This is a genomic window from Shimia sp. MIT910701, from assembly GCF_047126315.1.
In the GTDB taxonomy this organism is placed as follows: domain Bacteria; phylum Pseudomonadota; class Alphaproteobacteria; order Rhodobacterales; family Rhodobacteraceae; genus Shimia.
On the sequence record NZ_CP138953.1, the window covers coordinates 2654786 to 2672487 of the forward strand.

The 17702-nt window shown below is 58.0% G+C and carries 19 protein-coding genes; 13 read left to right on the forward strand and 6 right to left on the reverse strand.

Features of this window, described 5'->3' with window-relative positions; translation table 11 throughout:
• Nucleotides 1–21 precede the first annotated feature (21 nt).
• Both der and SIB38_RS12815 read left to right on the forward strand, forming a co-directional pair.
• Nucleotides 22–1515, forward strand: a complete 1494-nt coding sequence (gene der, locus SIB38_RS12810) for a ribosome biogenesis GTPase Der (protein WP_412550299.1) — start codon at nucleotides 22–24, stop codon at nucleotides 1513–1515.
• Nucleotides 1516–1720: 205 nt separating this feature from the next.
• On the forward strand, nucleotides 1721–2701 hold the full coding sequence (locus tag SIB38_RS12815; protein ID WP_294118754.1) for a fatty acid desaturase: 981 nt from the start codon (nucleotides 1721–1723) through the stop codon (nucleotides 2699–2701).
• A 98-nt stretch (nucleotides 2702–2799) separates the two neighbouring features.
• Here SIB38_RS12815 and serS read toward each other — a convergent pair whose 3' ends face one another.
• Nucleotides 2800–4092 carry a serine--tRNA ligase gene (gene serS / locus SIB38_RS12820; protein ID WP_294118756.1) on the reverse strand — a complete coding sequence of 431 codons (1293 nt, stop codon included), beginning with the start codon at nucleotides 4090–4092 and terminating at the stop codon, nucleotides 2800–2802.
• A 225-nt stretch (nucleotides 4093–4317) separates the two neighbouring features.
• Here serS and yajC point away from each other — a divergent pair, with 225 nt between their 5' ends.
• The 9 genes from yajC (at nucleotide 4318) to SIB38_RS12865 (ending at nucleotide 10770) form a co-directional block, all read left to right on the forward strand.
• Nucleotides 4318–4602, forward strand: a complete 285-nt coding sequence (yajC, locus tag SIB38_RS12825) for a preprotein translocase subunit YajC (RefSeq protein WP_412550300.1) — start codon at nucleotides 4318–4320, stop codon at nucleotides 4600–4602.
• A 30-nt stretch (nucleotides 4603–4632) separates the two neighbouring features.
• Nucleotides 4633–6294, forward strand: coding sequence for a protein translocase subunit SecD (secD, locus tag SIB38_RS12830; protein ID WP_294118760.1), 1662 nt, complete (start codon nucleotides 4633–4635; stop codon nucleotides 6292–6294).
• A gap of 3 nt (nucleotides 6295–6297) precedes the next feature.
• Nucleotides 6298–7266 (forward strand): protein translocase subunit SecF, encoded by a 969-nt coding sequence (gene secF / locus SIB38_RS12835; protein WP_294118762.1) that lies wholly within the window; start codon nucleotides 6298–6300, stop codon nucleotides 7264–7266.
• An 86-nt stretch (nucleotides 7267–7352) separates the two neighbouring features.
• A complete protein-coding gene (locus SIB38_RS12840; RefSeq protein WP_412550301.1) occupies nucleotides 7353–7724 on the forward strand; it encodes an Mth938-like domain-containing protein in 372 nt (123 codons plus the stop codon).
• A 235-nt stretch (nucleotides 7725–7959) separates the two neighbouring features.
• Nucleotides 7960–8580, forward strand: coding sequence for a heme ABC exporter ATP-binding protein CcmA (ccmA, locus tag SIB38_RS12845; protein ID WP_294118766.1), 621 nt, complete (start codon nucleotides 7960–7962; stop codon nucleotides 8578–8580).
• Nucleotides 8577–9233 carry a heme exporter protein CcmB gene (gene ccmB, locus SIB38_RS12850; protein WP_294118768.1) on the forward strand — a complete coding sequence of 219 codons (657 nt, stop codon included), beginning with the start codon at nucleotides 8577–8579 and terminating at the stop codon, nucleotides 9231–9233. The genes ccmA and ccmB overlap by 4 nt, the downstream gene beginning before the upstream one ends.
• Nucleotides 9234–9323: 90 nt before the next feature.
• On the forward strand, nucleotides 9324–10076 hold the full coding sequence (locus SIB38_RS12855; RefSeq protein WP_294118769.1) for a heme ABC transporter permease: 753 nt from the start codon (nucleotides 9324–9326) through the stop codon (nucleotides 10074–10076).
• Complete coding sequence (gene ccmD / locus SIB38_RS12860) at nucleotides 10073–10222, forward strand: heme exporter protein CcmD (RefSeq protein ID WP_294118770.1); 150 nt, start codon at nucleotides 10073–10075, stop codon at nucleotides 10220–10222. The genes SIB38_RS12855 and ccmD overlap by 4 nt, the downstream gene beginning before the upstream one ends.
• A complete protein-coding gene (locus SIB38_RS12865; protein ID WP_294118771.1) occupies nucleotides 10219–10770 on the forward strand; it encodes a DsbE family thiol:disulfide interchange protein in 552 nt (183 codons plus the stop codon). Before ccmD ends, SIB38_RS12865 begins: the two co-directional genes overlap by 4 nt.
• Nucleotides 10771–10848: 78 nt before the next feature.
• Here the strand turns inward: SIB38_RS12865 and rpiB are convergent, their stop codons facing one another.
• Entirely contained in the window at nucleotides 10849–11289 is a 441-nt protein-coding gene (gene rpiB, locus SIB38_RS12870) for a ribose 5-phosphate isomerase B (protein WP_412550302.1), read from the reverse strand.
• Nucleotides 11290–11482: 193 nt separating this feature from the next.
• Here rpiB and SIB38_RS12875 point away from each other — a divergent pair, with 193 nt between their 5' ends.
• On the forward strand, nucleotides 11483–12193 hold the full coding sequence (locus SIB38_RS12875) for a DUF1223 domain-containing protein (RefSeq protein ID WP_294118774.1): 711 nt from the start codon (nucleotides 11483–11485) through the stop codon (nucleotides 12191–12193).
• Nucleotides 12194–12208: 15 nt separating this feature from the next.
• Here SIB38_RS12875 and SIB38_RS12880 read toward each other — a convergent pair whose 3' ends face one another.
• From SIB38_RS12880 to purB, 3 genes are all read right to left on the reverse strand, one after another.
• Complete coding sequence (locus tag SIB38_RS12880; protein WP_294118775.1) at nucleotides 12209–13288, reverse strand: flagellar motor switch protein FliG; 1080 nt, start codon at nucleotides 13286–13288, stop codon at nucleotides 12209–12211.
• A gap of 66 nt (nucleotides 13289–13354) precedes the next feature.
• Entirely contained in the window at nucleotides 13355–13891 is a 537-nt protein-coding gene (locus SIB38_RS12885; protein ID WP_294118776.1) for a tetratricopeptide repeat protein, read from the reverse strand.
• A 143-nt stretch (nucleotides 13892–14034) separates the two neighbouring features.
• On the reverse strand, nucleotides 14035–15339 hold the full coding sequence (gene purB / locus SIB38_RS12890) for an adenylosuccinate lyase (protein ID WP_412550303.1): 1305 nt from the start codon (nucleotides 15337–15339) through the stop codon (nucleotides 14035–14037).
• A 165-nt stretch (nucleotides 15340–15504) separates the two neighbouring features.
• Here purB and SIB38_RS12895 point away from each other — a divergent pair, with 165 nt between their 5' ends.
• Nucleotides 15505–16062, forward strand: a complete 558-nt coding sequence (locus tag SIB38_RS12895) for a hypothetical protein (RefSeq protein WP_294118779.1) — start codon at nucleotides 15505–15507, stop codon at nucleotides 16060–16062.
• A gap of 330 nt (nucleotides 16063–16392) precedes the next feature.
• Here the strand turns inward: SIB38_RS12895 and SIB38_RS12900 are convergent, their stop codons facing one another.
• The gene (locus tag SIB38_RS12900) at nucleotides 16393–17604 is read right to left on the reverse strand and encodes an alpha/beta fold hydrolase (RefSeq protein ID WP_412550304.1); all 1212 of its coding nucleotides are present in this window, start codon (nucleotides 17602–17604) and stop codon (nucleotides 16393–16395) included.
• Between the last annotated feature and the right edge of the window lie 98 nt (nucleotides 17605–17702).

Below are 17702 nucleotides of genomic sequence, written 5' to 3' on the forward strand. Positions count from 1 at the left end.
CAGACGTTCCGGAGATCTGTCATGAGTTTCACGCTCGCCATTGTGGGCCGCCCAAACGTGGGCAAATCCACGCTGTTCAACCGCCTTGTGGGCAAAAAACTGGCTTTGGTCGACGACCAGCCGGGCGTCACGCGCGACCTGCGTGAGGGCGATGCCAAGCTGGCAGACCTGCGGTTCACCGTGATCGACACTGCCGGTCTGGAAGACGCCACCGATGACAGCCTCGAAGGCCGCATGCGCCGCTTGACCGAGCGCGCGGTGGACATGGCCGACATCTGCCTCTTTATGATGGACGCTCGCACAGGGGTGACGCCCACCGACATGGTCTTTGCCGAGATACTACGCAAGAAATCCGCGCATGTGCTGCTGGCCGCCAACAAAGGCGAAGGCAAGGCGGCGGATGCGGGCGTGCTGGACGCCTACTCTTTGGGGCTTGGCGAACCGATCCGCCTGTCTGCGGAGCACGGCGAAGGCCTCAACGATCTGTATGCGCAGCTCATGCCTATTGCCGATGAATTTGCCAAACGCCAAAAGGCTTTGGATGATGAAGTTGAAGTCGACGTCGAGCTCGAAGAAGACGGCGATTGGGATGACGAGTTTGACGAAGGCGGCCTGCGTCCGAGTGAGCAGATCACCGAGACCAAGCCGCTGCAGATCGCTGTGGTAGGTCGCCCGAACGCGGGTAAATCCACGCTGATCAACAAGATCATCGGTGAGGATCGTTTGCTGACCGGTCCTGAAGCGGGCATCACCCGCGATGCGATTTCGCTGCGCACCGAATGGGACGGCACCCATATGCGGATTTTTGACACCGCCGGGATGCGCAAGAAAGCCAAGGTGCAGGATAAGCTCGAGAAACTCTCCGTTGGCGATGGTCTGCGTGCGGTGAAATTTGCCGAGGTGGTTGTTGTGCTGCTGGACGCGGCGATTCCCTTTGAACAGCAAGACCTGCGCATCGCCGATCTGGCCGAACGTGAGGGCCGCGCAGTTGTGGTCGCGGTGAACAAATGGGACGTGGAAGAGCACAAGCAGGAAAAGCTGCGCGAGCTGAAAGAGGCTTTCAACCGACTTCTCCCGCAGCTGCGCGGCGCACCGCTGATCACAGTGTCTGCCAAAACCGGTCGCGGTCTTGAACGCCTTAACCAAGCGATCTTGGACGCCTATGACACCTGGAACCGTCGGATTCCGACTGCTGCGCTGAACCGCTGGCTGGTGGAGATGTTGCAACAACACCCGCCGCCCGCGCCGCAGGGCAAGCGCATCAAGCTGCGCTACATGACACAGGCCAAAACCCGTCCGCCGGGCTTTGTGGTGATGTGTTCCCATCCCGACAAGCTGCCCGCCAGCTATTCGCGTTACCTTGTGAATGGCCTGCGGGAAACATTTGACATGCCGGGCACGCCCATCCGCCTGACCATGCGGGGGCAGGGGGACAAAAACCCCTACAAGGGTAAGAAAAAGTCCACACCGTCCCGTCTGCGCAAGCACATCAAGGGCCGCGACGCGGGCTTCTGATCCGCCCATCAGGTATGAATTTGGAACTCTTCATGTCGCCGTGCAGCCCCTGTGCGGCGACAGGTGCATTGTGGCGTCACAAATTCGCGTTATAGTCTTGTTCAGTGGTCCGAAATTTCGCGGGTCACGTAGGCTTTAATACCTAGGCACAGTGTCCCCAGGCACGGCTCAGGCGGAAATACTGATTTGAAAAGAGAGGTTTGCGATGGAGATTCGCGAGCGCTTGAAAGAATTCACTGTGCAAGACGACCGCATTGGCGCGGTCAGTTTTTTTGGCACCTTTGCTTTCTATTTTGCCACGCTCACTCTGGCGATAGCCAATCAGGGCACATGGTACTTCCTGATCCCTATGATGATTCTGAACGGCCTCTCGGCTGTGCGGCTTTATGTTTTACAGCATGACACAGGTCATGCCTCGCTGTTCAAAACGCGTAAACATAACGACTGGGCCGGAGAGGCGCTGTCGGTGGTGACCTTCGCGCCCTATGCCGCCATGCGCCACAATCACAATATGCACCACAGCCATATCGGCAATCTGGAGCATCGGGAGACCGGCGAAATCCACACTATGACCGTGCGGGAATGGAATGAGGCCGGTTTTTGGGAGCGCCTGCAGTACCGGCTCTATCGCAATCCCTTTGTGCTGATCCCGCTGGGCAGCCTGTTCACCTATTTCATCCGCTACCGCTGGCCCAAAAATGCCCACACCATGTGGAAATCGGTGCTGCTGCACAATCTGGCGATCTTTGCCTACATGGGCGTGCTCTATGTGCTGGCCGGTTGGAACGGTGTGCTAATCTGGTTCCTGGCGTCCTTCTTTGGCGGCATGGTTGGTGTCTTCATGGTCTACCTGCAGCACAATTTTGAAGACACCTATTGGGATCGCCGTCCCGATTTGGACCCGCGTCTGGCAGCGTTGCAAGGCTCCTCCGCTTTGGATCTCGGCTGGTGGATGGATCTGGCATCGGCGAACATCGCCTATCACGACATCCACCATTTCAACGCCCGTATTCCGCACTACAATTTGCGCAAATGCCACCAGATGATCCGTGATGAATACGACCTGCCCACCATCGAGTGGCCGGAGGCGATCCGGTCGTTTTCGCTCAAACTGTGGGATGAGGAGCAGGAACGTCTGGTGCCCTTTCCAAAAAATCAGTCACAAGGCGCGGTTCCGGCGGAGTAGGCCGGGGGCCAGCCCCCGGACCCCCGGGATATTTATGGACAGATGAAAAAAGCGCGGCTCCATCGGGCCGCGCTTTGTTTTGTTTCTGTCATAGGGACTTAAACCAGCTTGCCGTCTGCGCTCAGCGTGGACTTGCCGCCCAGATACGGCACCAGCGCCTCCGGCAATTCAACAGACCCATCCGCTTGTTGGCCGTTTTCCAGCACCGCAATCAGACAGCGGCCCACGGCAAGGCCGGAGCCGTTTAGAGTGTGCACATACTCGGGCTTGCCACCGTCCGCCGGGCGGAAGCGCGCGTTCATGCGGCGGGCTTGGAAATCGCCGGTGGTGGAGACGGAGCTGATCTCGCGATAGGTGTCCTGACCCGGAATCCACGCCTCGATGTCATAGGTGCGGCGCGCGCCAAAGCCCATGTCGCCGGTACACAGCACCACGGTGCGGTACGGAATGCCCAGCTTTTCCAGGATACCCTCGGCACAGCCCAACATGCGCTTCTGCTCGTTGTCAGACTCGTCCGGGTGGGTGATCGAGACCATCTCCACCTTTTCAAACTGGTGCTGACGCAGCATGCCGGAGGTGTCTTTGCCTGCGCTGCCCGCTTCGCTGCGGAAACACAGCGAATGCGCGGTCATGCGGATCGGCAGGGCGCTTTGTTCCAGAATGTCAGTGGCCACCGAGTAGGTGAGCGGGATTTCAGAGGTCGAGATCAACCACCATCCGTTGGTGGTCTGATAGCTGTCTTCGGCAAATTTGGGCAGCTTATCAGTGCCATACATCGCCTCATCGCGCACCAGAACCGGTGTGTTGACCTCGGTCAGCCCGTTTTCATCGACATGCACATCGATCATGAACTGCGCCAGCGCACGGTGAATGCGGGCCACAGCGCCTTTGAGCATCACAAACCGCGCACCGGAGATTTTGGCGGCGGTCTCAAAATCCATGCTCGCGGCCACGCCGCCAATTTCGAAATGTTCAACCGGTTTGAAGTCAAAAGACTTGGGCGTGCCCCACTGTTTGATTTCGACGTTGTCGTCTTCATCTGCACCGTTTGGCACATCGTCAGCTGGCAGGTTGGCAATGCGCGCCAAAGCATCGGTCAGCTTGGCGTCGATCTCTTTGGCCTCGTTCTGCATCGCCGCCACTTCGGACTTTTTCTCGCCCACCAGTGCACGCAGCCGTTCAAATTCGGCCTCGTCGCCTTTGGCTTTGGCCGCGCCAACCTCTTTGGCCGCAGCCTTTTGCGCCGCCTGCGCCGCCTCAGCAGCAGCGATCTTGGCACGCCGCTCTTCATCCAAAGCCAACAGGGAGGATGACATGGCCTCATCCCCACGGCGGGTCAGGGCGGCGTCAAAAGCGGCCGGGTTTTCGCGGATCGCTTTAATGTCATGCATCTCTCTTATCCTTCATGCTTGAGATGAGTCGTTTTACGTCTCTGCTTATGCCGGAAATCTTGGTTAATCGTAACCACCCGCACGTTACAGCGACATATGCAGGCTCTTAAGGCAACAAGGCGCTCCGTCAAGCCCTTTGACACCTTGCAACTACGGCTTAAGCCCCATAGGTTCCCTGCGACTTTGCGGGGCACTGTGCCGCGCCATCTAGAGGGACCTTAACCTATGCAAGAACTCGGTCAGTTTCTGCCGCTCATTCTGATCTTTGCGATCATGTATTTCCTGCTGATCCGCCCACAGCAGAAGAAGATGAAAGAACACCAAGCCATGGTCGCCGCTGTACGCCGTGGCGATCAGATTGTGACCCAGGGTGGTCTGATCGGTAAAGTTACAAAGGTCAAAGACGACGCGGAAATCGAAGTTGAACTGGCGGAAAACGTGAAAGTGCGCGTGGTGAAATCCACCATCGCCAACGTGACCTCCAAGACCGAACCGGCCAAAGCCGAGTAATCCAAAAACAAGACCAACAGGGCATCTGACATGCTGCAAATTGACCTTTGGAAACGGGTCCTGATCTGGCTCACCTGTGTGGTGGGCCTGCTTCTGGCCATGCCAAACGCGTTTTATCCGAGGGTTGAGGCCCATAATGACGCCGTCGCGGCGATCGAAATGGGGGCTTCCGGCAACGGGCTGGAGGAGCAGGCGGCGATGTGGCCGTCTTTCCTGCCGTCCCGTCTGGTGAACCTGGGTCTTGATCTGCGCGGCGGTGCGCATCTTCTGGCCGAAGTACAGGTCGAGGATGTCTATGCCGCCCGCATGACCAGCTTCTGGCCGGAAGTGCGCGACCTGCTGCGCGGCGAGCGCGCCACCATCGGCACCATTCGCCAGCAACCGGGCCCAGATACGGAGCTGCGCTTCAAAATTTCCAAGCCCGAAGCCATTCAGGAGGCCGCCAGCCTCGTGCGTGGTCTGTCGCGTCCGGTGACCTCGCTTACCGGGGCAGGGGCCAGCGACATTTTGGTCCGCACCGAAGGCGACATGATCATCGTGGAGCTGTCAGACGCGGAGAAACTCGCCTCCGATGAGCGCACAGTGCAGCAGGCGCTGGAAATCATCCGCCGCCGGATCGACGAAGTGGGTACGCGTGAGCCGACCATTCAACGTCAGGGTTCCGATCGTATCCTCATTCAGGTGCCGGGCATTGGCTCTGCCTCTGAGTTGAAAGAGATCATTGGCACCACCGCGCAGCTGACATTCAACCCGGTTGTAAGCCGCACCTCTGACGCGGACGCGCCGGCCGGTGCAGGCAACAAAGTGCTGCCGTCGATTGACGAAGAGGGCGTGTTCTACATTGTCGAAGCCGCCCCGGTTGTGACCGGCGAAGAGCTGGTGGATGCGCAGCCAAGCTTTGATCAGAACAACCGTCCGGCTGTGTCTTTCCGTTTCAACCCCACTGGGGCACGTAAGTTCGGCGATTACACTGCAGAGAACATCGGCAGCCCGTTTGCGATTGTGCTGGATGATGAGGTGATTTCCGCCCCTGTGATCCAAAGCCACATTCCTGGCGGCTCCGGTATCATCACCGGGCGTTTCTCTGTCGAAGAAAGCACCAACCTCGCCGTGCTGCTGCGCGCAGGGGCGCTGCCAGCGGAGCTGAACTTCTTGGAAGAACGCACCATTGGGCCAGAGCTCGGCCAAGACAGCATCGAGGCGGGTCGTATTGCCTGTATCGTCGCCTTTGTCGGCGTGCTGGTCTTTATGTTCCTCAGCTACGGAACCTTTGGCGTCTTTGCCAATATCGCGCTCATCCTGAACGTCGGCCTGATCTTTGGTCTGCTGTCGCTCATCGGCGCGACGCTGACTTTGCCAGGCATTGCCGGTATCGTTTTGACCATCGGTATGGCGGTGGACGCCAACGTGCTGGTGTTTGAGCGGATCCGCGAAGAGCTGAAATCGGCAAAAGGCCCAGCCCGTGCCATCGAGCTTGGCTATGAAAAAGCCCTGTCGGCCATTCTGGACGCCAACATCACCACCTTCATCACCGCTGTGATCCTCTTTGCCGTGGGCTCCGGCCCGGTGCGCGGCTTTGCCATCACGCTCGGCCTTGGCATCCTCACTTCGGTCTTCACCGCGATCTTTGTGACGCGCGTGCTGATCGTGATGTGGTTTGAACGCCGCCGTCCCAAGACAATCGAGGTATAAGCCATGCGTTTGAGACTTGTTCCCCAAGAGACCAAATGGGATTTCTTCTCCCGCCCAACGCTCTGGCTTGGCATCTCCGGCGCGCTGATGGTGGCGGCTCTGGTAAGCTTCTTCATCCAGGGACTGAACTTCGGCATCGACTTTAAGGGCGGCACCACAATCCGGACCGAAAGCGCACAGGAAGTGGTGATCGCAGATTACCGCGCCGCGCTGGAGCCGTTGGAACTGGGCGACATTTCGATCACCGAAGTGTTCGATGTGACCTTTGAAGAAGATCAAAACGTCACCATGATCCGTATCCAAGCCCAAGAAGGCGAAGAAGCGGTCACCGCCGACATGATCCGCAAAGTTGAGGCACAGCTGCAAACCGTTGCACCGGACATCACCTTTGTGTCCGTGGAATCCGTGGGTCCCAAAGTGTCCGGCGAGTTGATCACCACCGCCGTGATCGCCGTTCTGCTCGCGATTGGCGCGGTGCTTGTCTACATCTGGCTGCGCTTTGAGTGGCAGTTTGCGGTGGGGGCTGTGATGGCCTTGGTGCACGATGTGGTGCTGACCATCGGTGTGTTCTCCGAACTGCAGATCAAATTTGACCTCGCTATAATTGCGGCGCTGTTGACCATTGTGGGCTACTCGCTCAACGACACCGTGGTTGTGTTTGACCGTGTGCGTGAGAACCTGCGTAAGTACAAGAAGATGGATCTGAAAGAGGTGCTGAACCTCTCGATCAACGAAACCCTGAGCCGGACCGTGATGACCTCCGCCACCACTTTGCTGGCGCTGATCTCGTTGTTTGTGTTGGGGGGGGACGTGATCCGTGGATTTGTTTTTGCCATGATCTGGGGTGTGATTGTCGGGACCTATTCCTCGGTCTTTATCGCTTCCGCCGCGTTGTTGAAACTTGGCGTGAAGCGCGATTGGTCCAAGCAGGCCAACACCGCTGGCAACAAGTTTGCTGACATCGACGCATAATCCAAACTTTCGGGCGTCCCACAAATGGGGCGCCCGAAGTCTTTTGAGACATCCGTGAAAGTGCTTATGACGCGGGAGGACGTGCGATGCAGATGACCGAAGTGACCTATGAGGATGCAATTCCCATCGACAGCTACGGCCCCGGCTTTTTCCGCATCGGCGGCGAAATCATCAAGGGCGGGGCCATCATCCATTCCAAAGGCGCGCGCAGCTGGGCAGGCTATGAGGACGTGGAGTCGGTCTTGGCCCTCAAAGATGAGATCGACTTTGTCCTGATGGGCACGGGCACCAACATGGCCCCGGTGCACAGCGCGTTTCGCGAAACCGTGGAAGCTGCGGGGATTGGGGTGGAGCCGATGGCCTCGCCCTCCGCCTGCCGCACCTACAACGTTCTGGTCAGTGAGGGCCGGCGCGTGGCGGCGGTGATGTTGCCGGTTGAAGACACTGCGAAAGAGTGAGGGGCGCTGCCCCTCCTTGGCCGTAGGCGGCCAATTCCTCCCCGGGATATTTTGGGAATGAGAAAATTGGAGTTGTGCAACGTGCGTTGCGTTTACGCTCTTTGATTTAGGTTAAGGTGCGCACCCCCACCTCCGCGATACAGCCACGATACAGACGCTATACCGACGTCGAAATTCAGCGGGTTCAAAAGGTTAATCCTTTTGCCAGCCAAGGGGATGGGGTAAGCCTCAGAACATGATTTTACGTGTCAAAGATGTCAGCGTGGCCCGCGGCGGCGTGGCGGTTTTGGAGGGGCTGACCTTAGAGGTTGCCTCCGGTCAGGCGCTGATCTTAAAAGGCCCAAACGGCGTGGGCAAAACCACGCTCTTGCGCACGGTCGCCGGCCTGCAACCGCCTTTCAAAGGCGAAGTAGACGCACCGGAAGAGGCGGTGGCCTACGCCGCGCACAGCGATGGGTTAAAATCCATGTTGACCGTGGAGGAAAACCTGCGGTTCTGGGCGGAAGTCTTTGCCCAGTCGGACATTGAAAAAGCCATTCAAGCCTTTGATCTTGTTGATTTGCGTAACCGCCTGGCAGGCAGTCTGTCCGCCGGTCAAAAGCGGCGTTTGGGCCTCGCGCGCCTTCTGGTGACCGGCCGCCCAATCTGGGTGTTGGACGAGCCCACCGTGTCTTTGGACACGGCATCCGTGCAACTCTTTGCCGATGCTGTGCGGGCGCATTTGGCAGGCGGCGGCAGCGCCTTGCTGGCCACCCATATTGACCTTGGTTTGGACGTGACTGTGCTGGACGTGGGCCCGTTCCGCGCCAAACAAGGCGACGCGCCGGTCAGCGGCTATGATGAGGCGTTCCTATGAAGGCCCTGCTTTTGCGCGACTTGAAACTGGCTTTTCGCGCCGGTGGCGGCTTTGGCCTCGGCATCGCGTTTTTTCTGATTGTTGTGATACTTGTGCCCTTTTCAGTAGGCCCAGACAGTGGCCTTCTGACCAAGATCGCCCCCGGTGTTTTGTGGCTTGGCGCCTTGCTGGCCTGCCTGCTGTCGCTGGACCGCATTCTGGCGCTGGACTGGGAGGACGGCACGCTTGATCTGGTCGCCACATCGCCGCTGCCGCTGGAAGGCGTGGTCTCAGTCAAGGCACTGGCCCATTGGCTCACCACGGGGGTGCCGCTTGTGGTCGCAGCCCCGGTCTTTGGCGTGCTGCTCAACCTGCCACCCCAAGGCTTTGTCTGGCTGGTGACATCACTGGCTTTGGGCACACCCGCACTCAGCGTGATTGGTACCTTTGGCGCGGCATTAACAGTGGGCATCAAGCGAGGCGGACTGCTGCTTTCTCTTTTGATTTTACCGCTTTACGTGCCGACGCTGATTTTTGGCGCAGAGCTGGCAAGACGCGGCGCGGAAGGTCAAGACATCACCACGCCCTTGCTGATGCTGGCGGGGATCACCTTCGGCGTGATCGCGCTTTTGCCTTTTGCAAGCGCCTTGGTGTTGCGGATGAATCTGCGCTAGCGCGCGGACCGCTTAACCCATATCAAGGCAACAATGGTGCTCTCATGGAAGTGAAGTGCACAACTGACGACGACAAGATAGGACACCCTCATGGGATCGATCTGGGAATATGCCAATCCGGTGAAGTTCAGCCAAACCGTGTCGCGGTTTCTGATGCCGGTAGCCGTTTTAGCCGCAATCGCAACGATTGTCGGATTGGTCTGGGGATTTTTCTTTACACCGGACGATTATCGTCAGGGGGCCACTGTAAAAATTATCTACCTGCATGTGCCGTCTGCCCTGATGGCAATCAACATCTGGTTCATGATGCTGGTCACCTCGTTGATCTGGCTGGTACGCCGTCACCACGTGAGCGCTCTGGCGGCCAAAGCTGCAGCACCTGTGGGCGTGGTCATGACCTTGATTGCGCTTTGGACCGGCGCGGTCTGGGGACAGCCGATGTGGGGCACCTGGTGGGCCTGGGACCCGCGACTGACATCGTTCCTGATCCTGTTCTTGTTTTACCTGGGCTATATCGCGCTTTGGGAGGCGATCGATAACCCGGATACCGCCGCTGACCTTACTGCTGTGCTCTGTATTGTGGGCTCTGTCTTTGCCATGCTGAGCCGTTATGCGGTGAACTTCTGGAACCAGGGGCTGCATCAGGGCGCCTCGATCATGCGGGCAGGGGCGGTGACAGGCACCGACACCGAGGAGAAGGTCTCCAACGTGTTCTTTTACCCGTTGATGATGTGCATCATTGGCTTTGTCCTTTTCTTCATTGCGCTGGTGCTGTTGCGCACCCGCACGGAAATTCACAAGCGGCGCACCCGCGCGCTGCTGGCACGGGAGCGCATGGCATGATGCCAGATCTGGGAAAATACGCGGACACGGTTTTGTCGTCTTACGCAGTGTCGCTGTTGCTGATTGTGGGTCTGATCTGGTGGAGCCTGCGTGCCGCCCGCAAAGCCCGTGCCGAGCTGGACGATGTGGAAGGGCGCCGCAAATGAGCGACACTCCAGCCAAGAAAAAAGTCTCGCCGCTGATGTTCCTGCCGCCGCTGCTCTTTGCGGGATTGGCAGCGATGTTCCTTTTGGGCATGCAGCGCGAAAACCCAAACGAGCTGCCAAGCGCTCTGGTTGGGGAACAAGCGCCAGACGTTCAAATCACCATGCTGGGCGACAAAGAGATGTGGGATGACAGTGCTTTGCGCACCGGCAAGCCAACCCTGGTGAACTTCTGGGCCAGCTGGTGTGGGCCGTGCCGTGTGGAGCATCCCAACTTGATGCAGTTGCAAGCCGAGGGGCTGACCATTTTGGGGGTGAACTACAAGGACGCGGCAGGTAACGCGCTGAGTTTCCTGGAAGAATTGGGTGATCCCTACACCGCAGGCGGGGCTGACACCACGGGCCGCATGGCGCTCAATTGGGGTGTCTATGGTGTGCCAGAGACCTATCTGATTGATGGCGACGGCAATGTGCTTTTGCGCATCGCAGGTCCGGTGACCGAACGCGAAGTTGAAGGCCGCATCCGGCCCGCGCTTGAAGCTTTGAACTAAAGATCCATACTGAAGAAAACAAAAAAGGCCTCGACAGCTGAAACACACCGAGGCCTTTTCTTTTTAAGTGCTGGGGCCTTAGCCTTCAATCATGTCCACACGGGTGCCGTGGCGACCGCCTTCAAATTCGGCGTCCAAGTATGCGTCAACAATTTCCAGTGCGAGACCTTCACCAACAACCCGAGCGCCAATCGACAGCATGTTGGCGTTGTTGTGGGCACGGATCATCGCGGCGGAAAATGTGTCCGAGCACACGCCACAACGGATGCCAGGCACTTTGTTGGCTGCCATCATGATGCCTTGTCCGGTGCCACAGAGGATGATGCCCAGATCACACTCGCCAGAAGCCACGCGCTCCGCTGCGGCTTTGCCGTGCAGCGGGTAGTGGGTGCTCTCGGTGGTGGTGGGGCCGATGTCGACCACTTCATAGCCCTTGGCGGTAACATGAGTGGCAACAGCTTGGCGCAGGTTGATGGCGGCGTGGTCGCTGGAAAGCACGATGCGTTTGGTGGCAGACATAGGTGGCAGACCTTTTTGTGAGTGTTGGCCCGTCCATAGGGGCAAAGGCAAACAAGTGCAATTGGCCTCTGTCGCCTTGGGCCTGTGGTCGCGAAGTGACGCTCACTCTTTCTCGCGAAACCTTGATTGGCATGTCACGTCATGTGCGCATAAAACGGTCTTCGGGGACACACTCAATGGAATGGACTTCGGTATGATCGGAAAGATTGGCATCCGCACAACGGGCGCGCTCGCGGCTTTGTGGCTTGGACTGGCGATGCCGGTGATGGCAGAGATCAAACCCGTCGTGGTGGAGCTGTATACCTCGCAAGGTTGTTCCAGCTGTCCTCCAGCGGATGAGTACTTCCATAAGCAGTTGGCGGGGCGCGATGATGTGATCGCGCTGGCCTTTCATGTCGACTATTGGGATTATATCGGCTGGAAAGACATCCATGCGGACCCGGCCTACACCGAGCGTCAACACACCTATGCCCGTGCCGCAGGCCACCGGTCTGTCTACACACCGCAGATGATCGTGAACGGCAAGGACCACGTGGTTGGTACCCATCCGGGCAAAGTTGACGGATTGATTAAGACCCATCTCAAAGGCAGCTCTGCGGTGGATCTCTCTATCACACGGGACGGCAATCAGCTTCGCATCAAAGCGTCTGCAGACAAGCCTGCCCCGATGCAGGTGCACGTGATACGCTACAAGTCGGCCGAGAAAGTCTCCATCAAACGCGGTGAAAACGCTGGCCGTGTTTTGACCTACGCCAACATCGTGTCCGAGTGGGAGACGGTGAAAGACTGGAACGGGCGCAGTAACCTCTCAACCAGTGTGCGTGTCAAAGGTGACGCACCAATTGTGGTGCTCATCCAACATGAAAACGGCGGCCCCATTGAGACCGCCGCGCGTATCAAGTAATTGACGTAACGAGGTTTATTCGTCGTCGTCATCCTCTTCGGAGATGAGTTCGATCTCGCCAAGTTCGACCAGTTCGCGCACTGCTTTGGTGACCTCTGACATGGCGGCTTCGGCTTCTTTGGTTTTCACCTTGCCACGATCACCGATCGCTTCACGCAGTTGATCTGCCATCCGGCCGGACATGTTGGACAAGATGAACTCGGTCGACATGCCAAAGTCGCCTTCGGTGGCGTAGGCCATGGCGGTGACAAGCGCACCTTCGTCGATGTCTTTGGTCAGTTTCGGCACATCCAGTGGCTTCACGCGTGTCGCGATATGCGCATAGGTGAAGATCCGACGGCGGACGGCATCGGCAAACTCGGCGTCTTTTTCGTCCAGCGAGCCCAGAACCTCGTCACGCGTAGCTGTTGAAGCGCTGTTGAGGATGGCCCCCAGGCGATCTTCCGGGCCTTCTTTGAAGGCTTTTGGCGGACGGTCTTCGATCTGACAGGCCAGTGTCAGGCCAATGCGATCCACCGCTTCCGGCGTAATGCTTTCGGTCATTGACATGGCAAAGGTGATGCGGCGGGCCTTGTCGCCCGGCAGCTTGGCAAGCACCTCTGCAGCTTTGTCCACTGGCAGTTTGGAAATCAAAACCGCGGAAACTTCGATGCTCTCGCCATCGACCATCTCGATCAATTCCTGGGTGGAGAGTTCTTTGATGCGGGCCCATGGGTTGCCAATCATGCGCACACCCGCCTCTCGGCGCAGGCGGGCCTCGGTCATTGGGCTGATCTGCCCTTGCAGCACGCTGAGCGCGCCGGAGATGCCATTGGGGAAGGAGAGACCAATCGACTCAAGCTCTTGGGCAAACTCCATAAGCACATCTGCCAGGGTTTCCCGATCGATATAGCCCATGTCACCCATCATATAGGTCAGGTCTGCCTGATGATCATCAGACAGTTCCGCCAGCGCGAGTTCCGCCCCTTCGTTGAGCAGAAAGCGAACAATAATGGCCGCTTTCTGCGGGCGGGAGAGATTGGTTTTGCGCATGCCACCGAAGCTCGGCATGTCATCGACGCCACCCAGCGGCGCCAAAGGAATCGCATTGTCCATCAAGGTCTCCATATGTCTTGAGCGCCAATCAATCACCCAAGCCTAAAGAAACCCTGAAGAAGTTGGTTAATAGTTGAAAGTTGTGCCGGTCCGGATGGCTTCCGCCAGCGAGGCTTCCGGCCAGCCGCCGTCACCGCCACGATCCCGGATTTCCTTCAGTTGCAGCCGCGCAAGATCTAGTCGACCCGACTCCACATGTGCTTGCCCCAGGTAGGAGCGCGCCAACAGGTTATTTGGGTTCTGTTTCAATGCTGTGTCGTAGAAGATCAAACCGGCATCCACATTCCCAAGTTTGCGATGTGTAAAGCCCCAATAGGTCAGCGCTTGGTCTGAGTTTTGGTCAGTCAACGTTGCCAATACTGCCTGCGCTTCCGCTGTGCGCCCCGCGTAGGCCAGTGCCCGCAGTTCCTCGATGCGATCTTGGTCCGTCAAAGAGCTGTCCTGTTGCGGCACACATTTGCCTTTGCTTTCGCTAAACACATTGCCCTTGGTACAAGTCACGGTTTTGGGTTTTGGCTCTGATGAGCCGCTGCCCGCTGCCCAGAGAGGGCTGGCCAATGTGGTCGCCAATGCAATCGAAATCAATCCGCGCGTCAAAGTCATGAGGAACTCCACTCAAAAGAAAACTCTCTGCGGATACGGTATCACGGCACCTTCGGATGCAAAAATCACGGAGCTGTCAGATTGCAGAAACAAAAAAGGCGCACCCGGATGGATACGCCTTTTGATGGTTTTATGCCGCCGCGTTAGTCTTTGAAAACACGCGCAAAGATCGTGTCGACGTGTTTGGTGTGGTAGCCCATGTCAAACTTCTCGTTGATGCCATCAACACCCAGAGCGGCCACAACATCGGCGTCCGCCAGAAGCTGCTCCTGAAAGTCCACGCGCTCTTCCCAAACTTTGAGCGCATTGCGCTGGACCATTGTATAAGCGTCTTCGCGCGAAACACCGGCTTGTGTCAGAGACAGAAGAACGCGCTGAGACATCACCAGACCCGGGAATTTGTTCATGTTGTCGAGCATGTTCTCTGGGAAGATCAACATCTTGTCGACAACACCGGCCAAACGGTTCAGGGCGAAGTCCAAGGTCACAGTGGCGTCCGGGCCAATGCCGCGCTCCACGGAAGAGTGGGAAATGTCCCGCTCGTGCCACAGGGCAACGTTTTCCATCGCTGGGATCACGGTCATACGCACCAGTCGGGCCAGACCAGTCAGGTTTTCGGTCAGAACAGGGTTCTTCTTGTGTGGCATCGCCGAGGAGCCTTTTTGGCCCATGGAGAAGAATTCTGCGCCTTCCAGCACTTCGGTGCGCTGCATGTGACGGATTTCCACAGCGATGTTTTCGATCGACGAGGCAATCACGCCCAGCACGGCAAAGAACATGGCGTGACGGTCACGGGGGATAACCTGTGTGGAGATCGGCTCAGGGGTCAGGCCCAGCTGCTCACAGATGTGCTCTTCCACGGCGGGATCGATGTTGGCAAAAGTGCCCACCGCGCCGGAGATCGCGCCGGTGGCGATCTCTTCACGCGCTTGCTGCAGGCGGGCTTTGTTGCGGTCCATCTCAGCGTAGAAACGCGCAAATGTCAGGCCCATGGTGGTTGGCTCAGCATGGATGCCGTGGGAGCGGCCAACGCGCAGGGTGTCTTTGTGCTCAAACGCACGTTTTTTCAACGCTGCCAGTACCTTGTCCAGATCGGCCAACAGGATGTCGGCTGCGCGCACAAGCTGCACGTTCAGGCAGGTGTCCAGCACGTCCGACGAGGTCATACCCTGATGAACAAAGCGCGCTTCCTCAGAACCAACATGCTCGGCCAGGTGGGTCAAAAACGCGATCACGTCATGCTTGGTCACGGCTTCGATTTCGTCGATGCGTGCGACGTCAAATTCAACGTCTTTGGCTTTCCAGACCGCATCCGCGTTTTCCTGCGGGATCACACCTAGCTTGGCCTGTGCGTCACAGGCATGTGCCTCGATCTCGTACCAGATTTTGAATTTGGTTTCAGGCGACCAAACGGCAACCATATCGGGGCGGGCATAGCGCGGGATCATAATCTCAGCCTTGCATTGTTAGATAATGGGGTCGCGGCCCGTTTAGACGGTGCAACCCAAAACAGCAAGGTTTTCACGCTGCGATGCGGCGATTTCCTCCGGAACACTCTATACAATCGCTAAGATTGTGTGTCCTATGGCCGTGATATTTCACTGGAGGCATTTATGCATAAGACGTTGAGGCTGGGCGGCCTGCTCCTGAGTGCTGCGCTTTGGGCCGCGCCCATTGCGGTGCAAGCGGACACACAGGTGGTCTACAGCGATCAATCCCGCAATGTGTTTCAGGTGGCTGTGCCTGATTTCTGGAAACTGCGCGTGGGTGGCCCGCGAGAGCTTTCTCCCGACGGGGATGAAGACATCCGCGCTGTGGAACGTGTGTTCGGATTGGAACCGGAAAGCGACCATGGCGTCTGGGTTGGGCTGATTTCGCCGCCACGGTTCCGCTCGCTGGAAGATGCCAAGGAATATGCCCGCGGTTTGAGTGGTCAACTGGCCAAAACCACAGAAATTCTGAGCGCTGAGGATCGGCGTGTTGGCAACTATCCGGCCACGGTGATCACCGGCACCGGGCGGCGGGACGGGCGGCCTGTGTCGTTCAATGTGACCATGCTCGACATCAAAAACGGTCGGGTCGTGGTGGCGTTGACCATTATGGCTCAGGGCTTTGACCAAAGCGCCCTGGCTGACGTGAACGCCATTCTCACTTCGATCAAAGCGCGTTAGGGAGGCCGGATTATGACGTCTTTTCAGAGACCTTTGAAACTTTTCGCCGCGCTGGCGACCGGAGCTATGTTGCTGACTGCCTGTGAAAATACAGGCGGAAGTGGGTACACAGGTGCCTATTATGACTCGATGATGTGGAACGATTACTATTACCGTCCATATCCGCCACGCCCGGAGCGTCCGCCGCGTCCGGAACACCCGATTGAGCGTCCACCGGAACGCCCGGTGCACCCGATTGCGCCGCGCCCTCCGGTCACACGCCCAACCCCGCGGCCACGACCGACGCCTCGCCCCGCGCCACGTCCGTCGCCGCGACGGTAAGGTAAGTGGTCACGCCAGTTGCGTGACCACTTCGCTGGATTGTTCCAAAGTGCGATGCACAGGGCAGCGGTCCGCGATTTCCAACAACCGGGCGCGCTGCTCTTGGGTGAGCGCGCCCTCCAAGTGAATTTTGCGACGAAACTGGTCCACCTTCTGCCCAGCGGGGGCTTCGGCGTCTGCTGCGTGGATTTTGTTGTGGCACACATCCACCCAAACATGATCCAGCGGCCAGTTTTTGCGCCGGGCATACATGCGGATGGTCATGGATGTGCAGGCGCCGAGGCCTGCTGACAAAAAACCATAAGGCGTCATACCACGGTTGCTACCACCATAGGCCAGTGGCTCATCCGCCAGGGCATGATGAAACGGTCCAGCGTTCACGTCTTGCAAGAATCCCGCTGGGTTTGCTTCTGACACGCGCACAACCCCTTCTGGCGCACCAGGAGGCGGGGCAGGCGGGGTCAGTGTCAGATACCGCCCAACCCAGGAAGCAATCACCTCCGCGGCGTATTCCGCGTCTTTGGGATTGGTGATCAAATGATCGGCGTTGTCCAGGGTGACAAAGCTTTTCGGGTGTTTGGCAGCCTCAAAAATCTGGGCTGCGTTGTCGATGCTGACCGTAGCGTCGCGAGGCGCGTGCAGGACAAGCAGTGCCTTGTTCAAGCTGGCAATGCACTTGCTGAGGTTCTGATTGGAGATGTCTTCGAGAAAGGCTTTCCTGATTTCAAACGGCCGACCGCCCAGAGTGACCGTGGCTTGCCCTTCGGAGGTGATCTGATCGGTATGTGTGTCAAACTGATGCGCGACGTGCGCAGGATCAGAGGGCGCGCCCAAGGTGACAACAGCTTTTGCCGTGTCGATTTGCGTCGCTGCGCGCAAAACGGCCGCACCGCCGAGGCTGTGCCCAACCAGCAAGTCGGGGGCCATGCCGCGGTCTTCGAGGTATGCCGCCGCCGCAACCAAGTCGGCGACGTTGCTGGAAAAATGCGTGTTGGCAAATTCGCCGTCGGAGTGTCCGAGCCCAGTAAAATCGAACCGCAAAACCGCAATCCCCATCGTGGCCAGACGTGCCGCAATCCGTCGTGCCGCGGGAATGTCTTTGGAGCAGGTAAAGCAATGTGCAAACACTGCAGTCGCGAGATGTGGTCCCTCAGGCAAATCAAGCCGCGCGGCTAACGTATCGCCAGCGTGGCCAGTAAAAGTGATGCGTTCGGTGGGCATGCGGCGCTCCTCTGTCGTGTTGTCCCAATGTGGGCTGAATGACCGACAGAGCAAAGCGATTGCGACAGAGTCTCACGGCAAGGTGACTTAACGAGAGA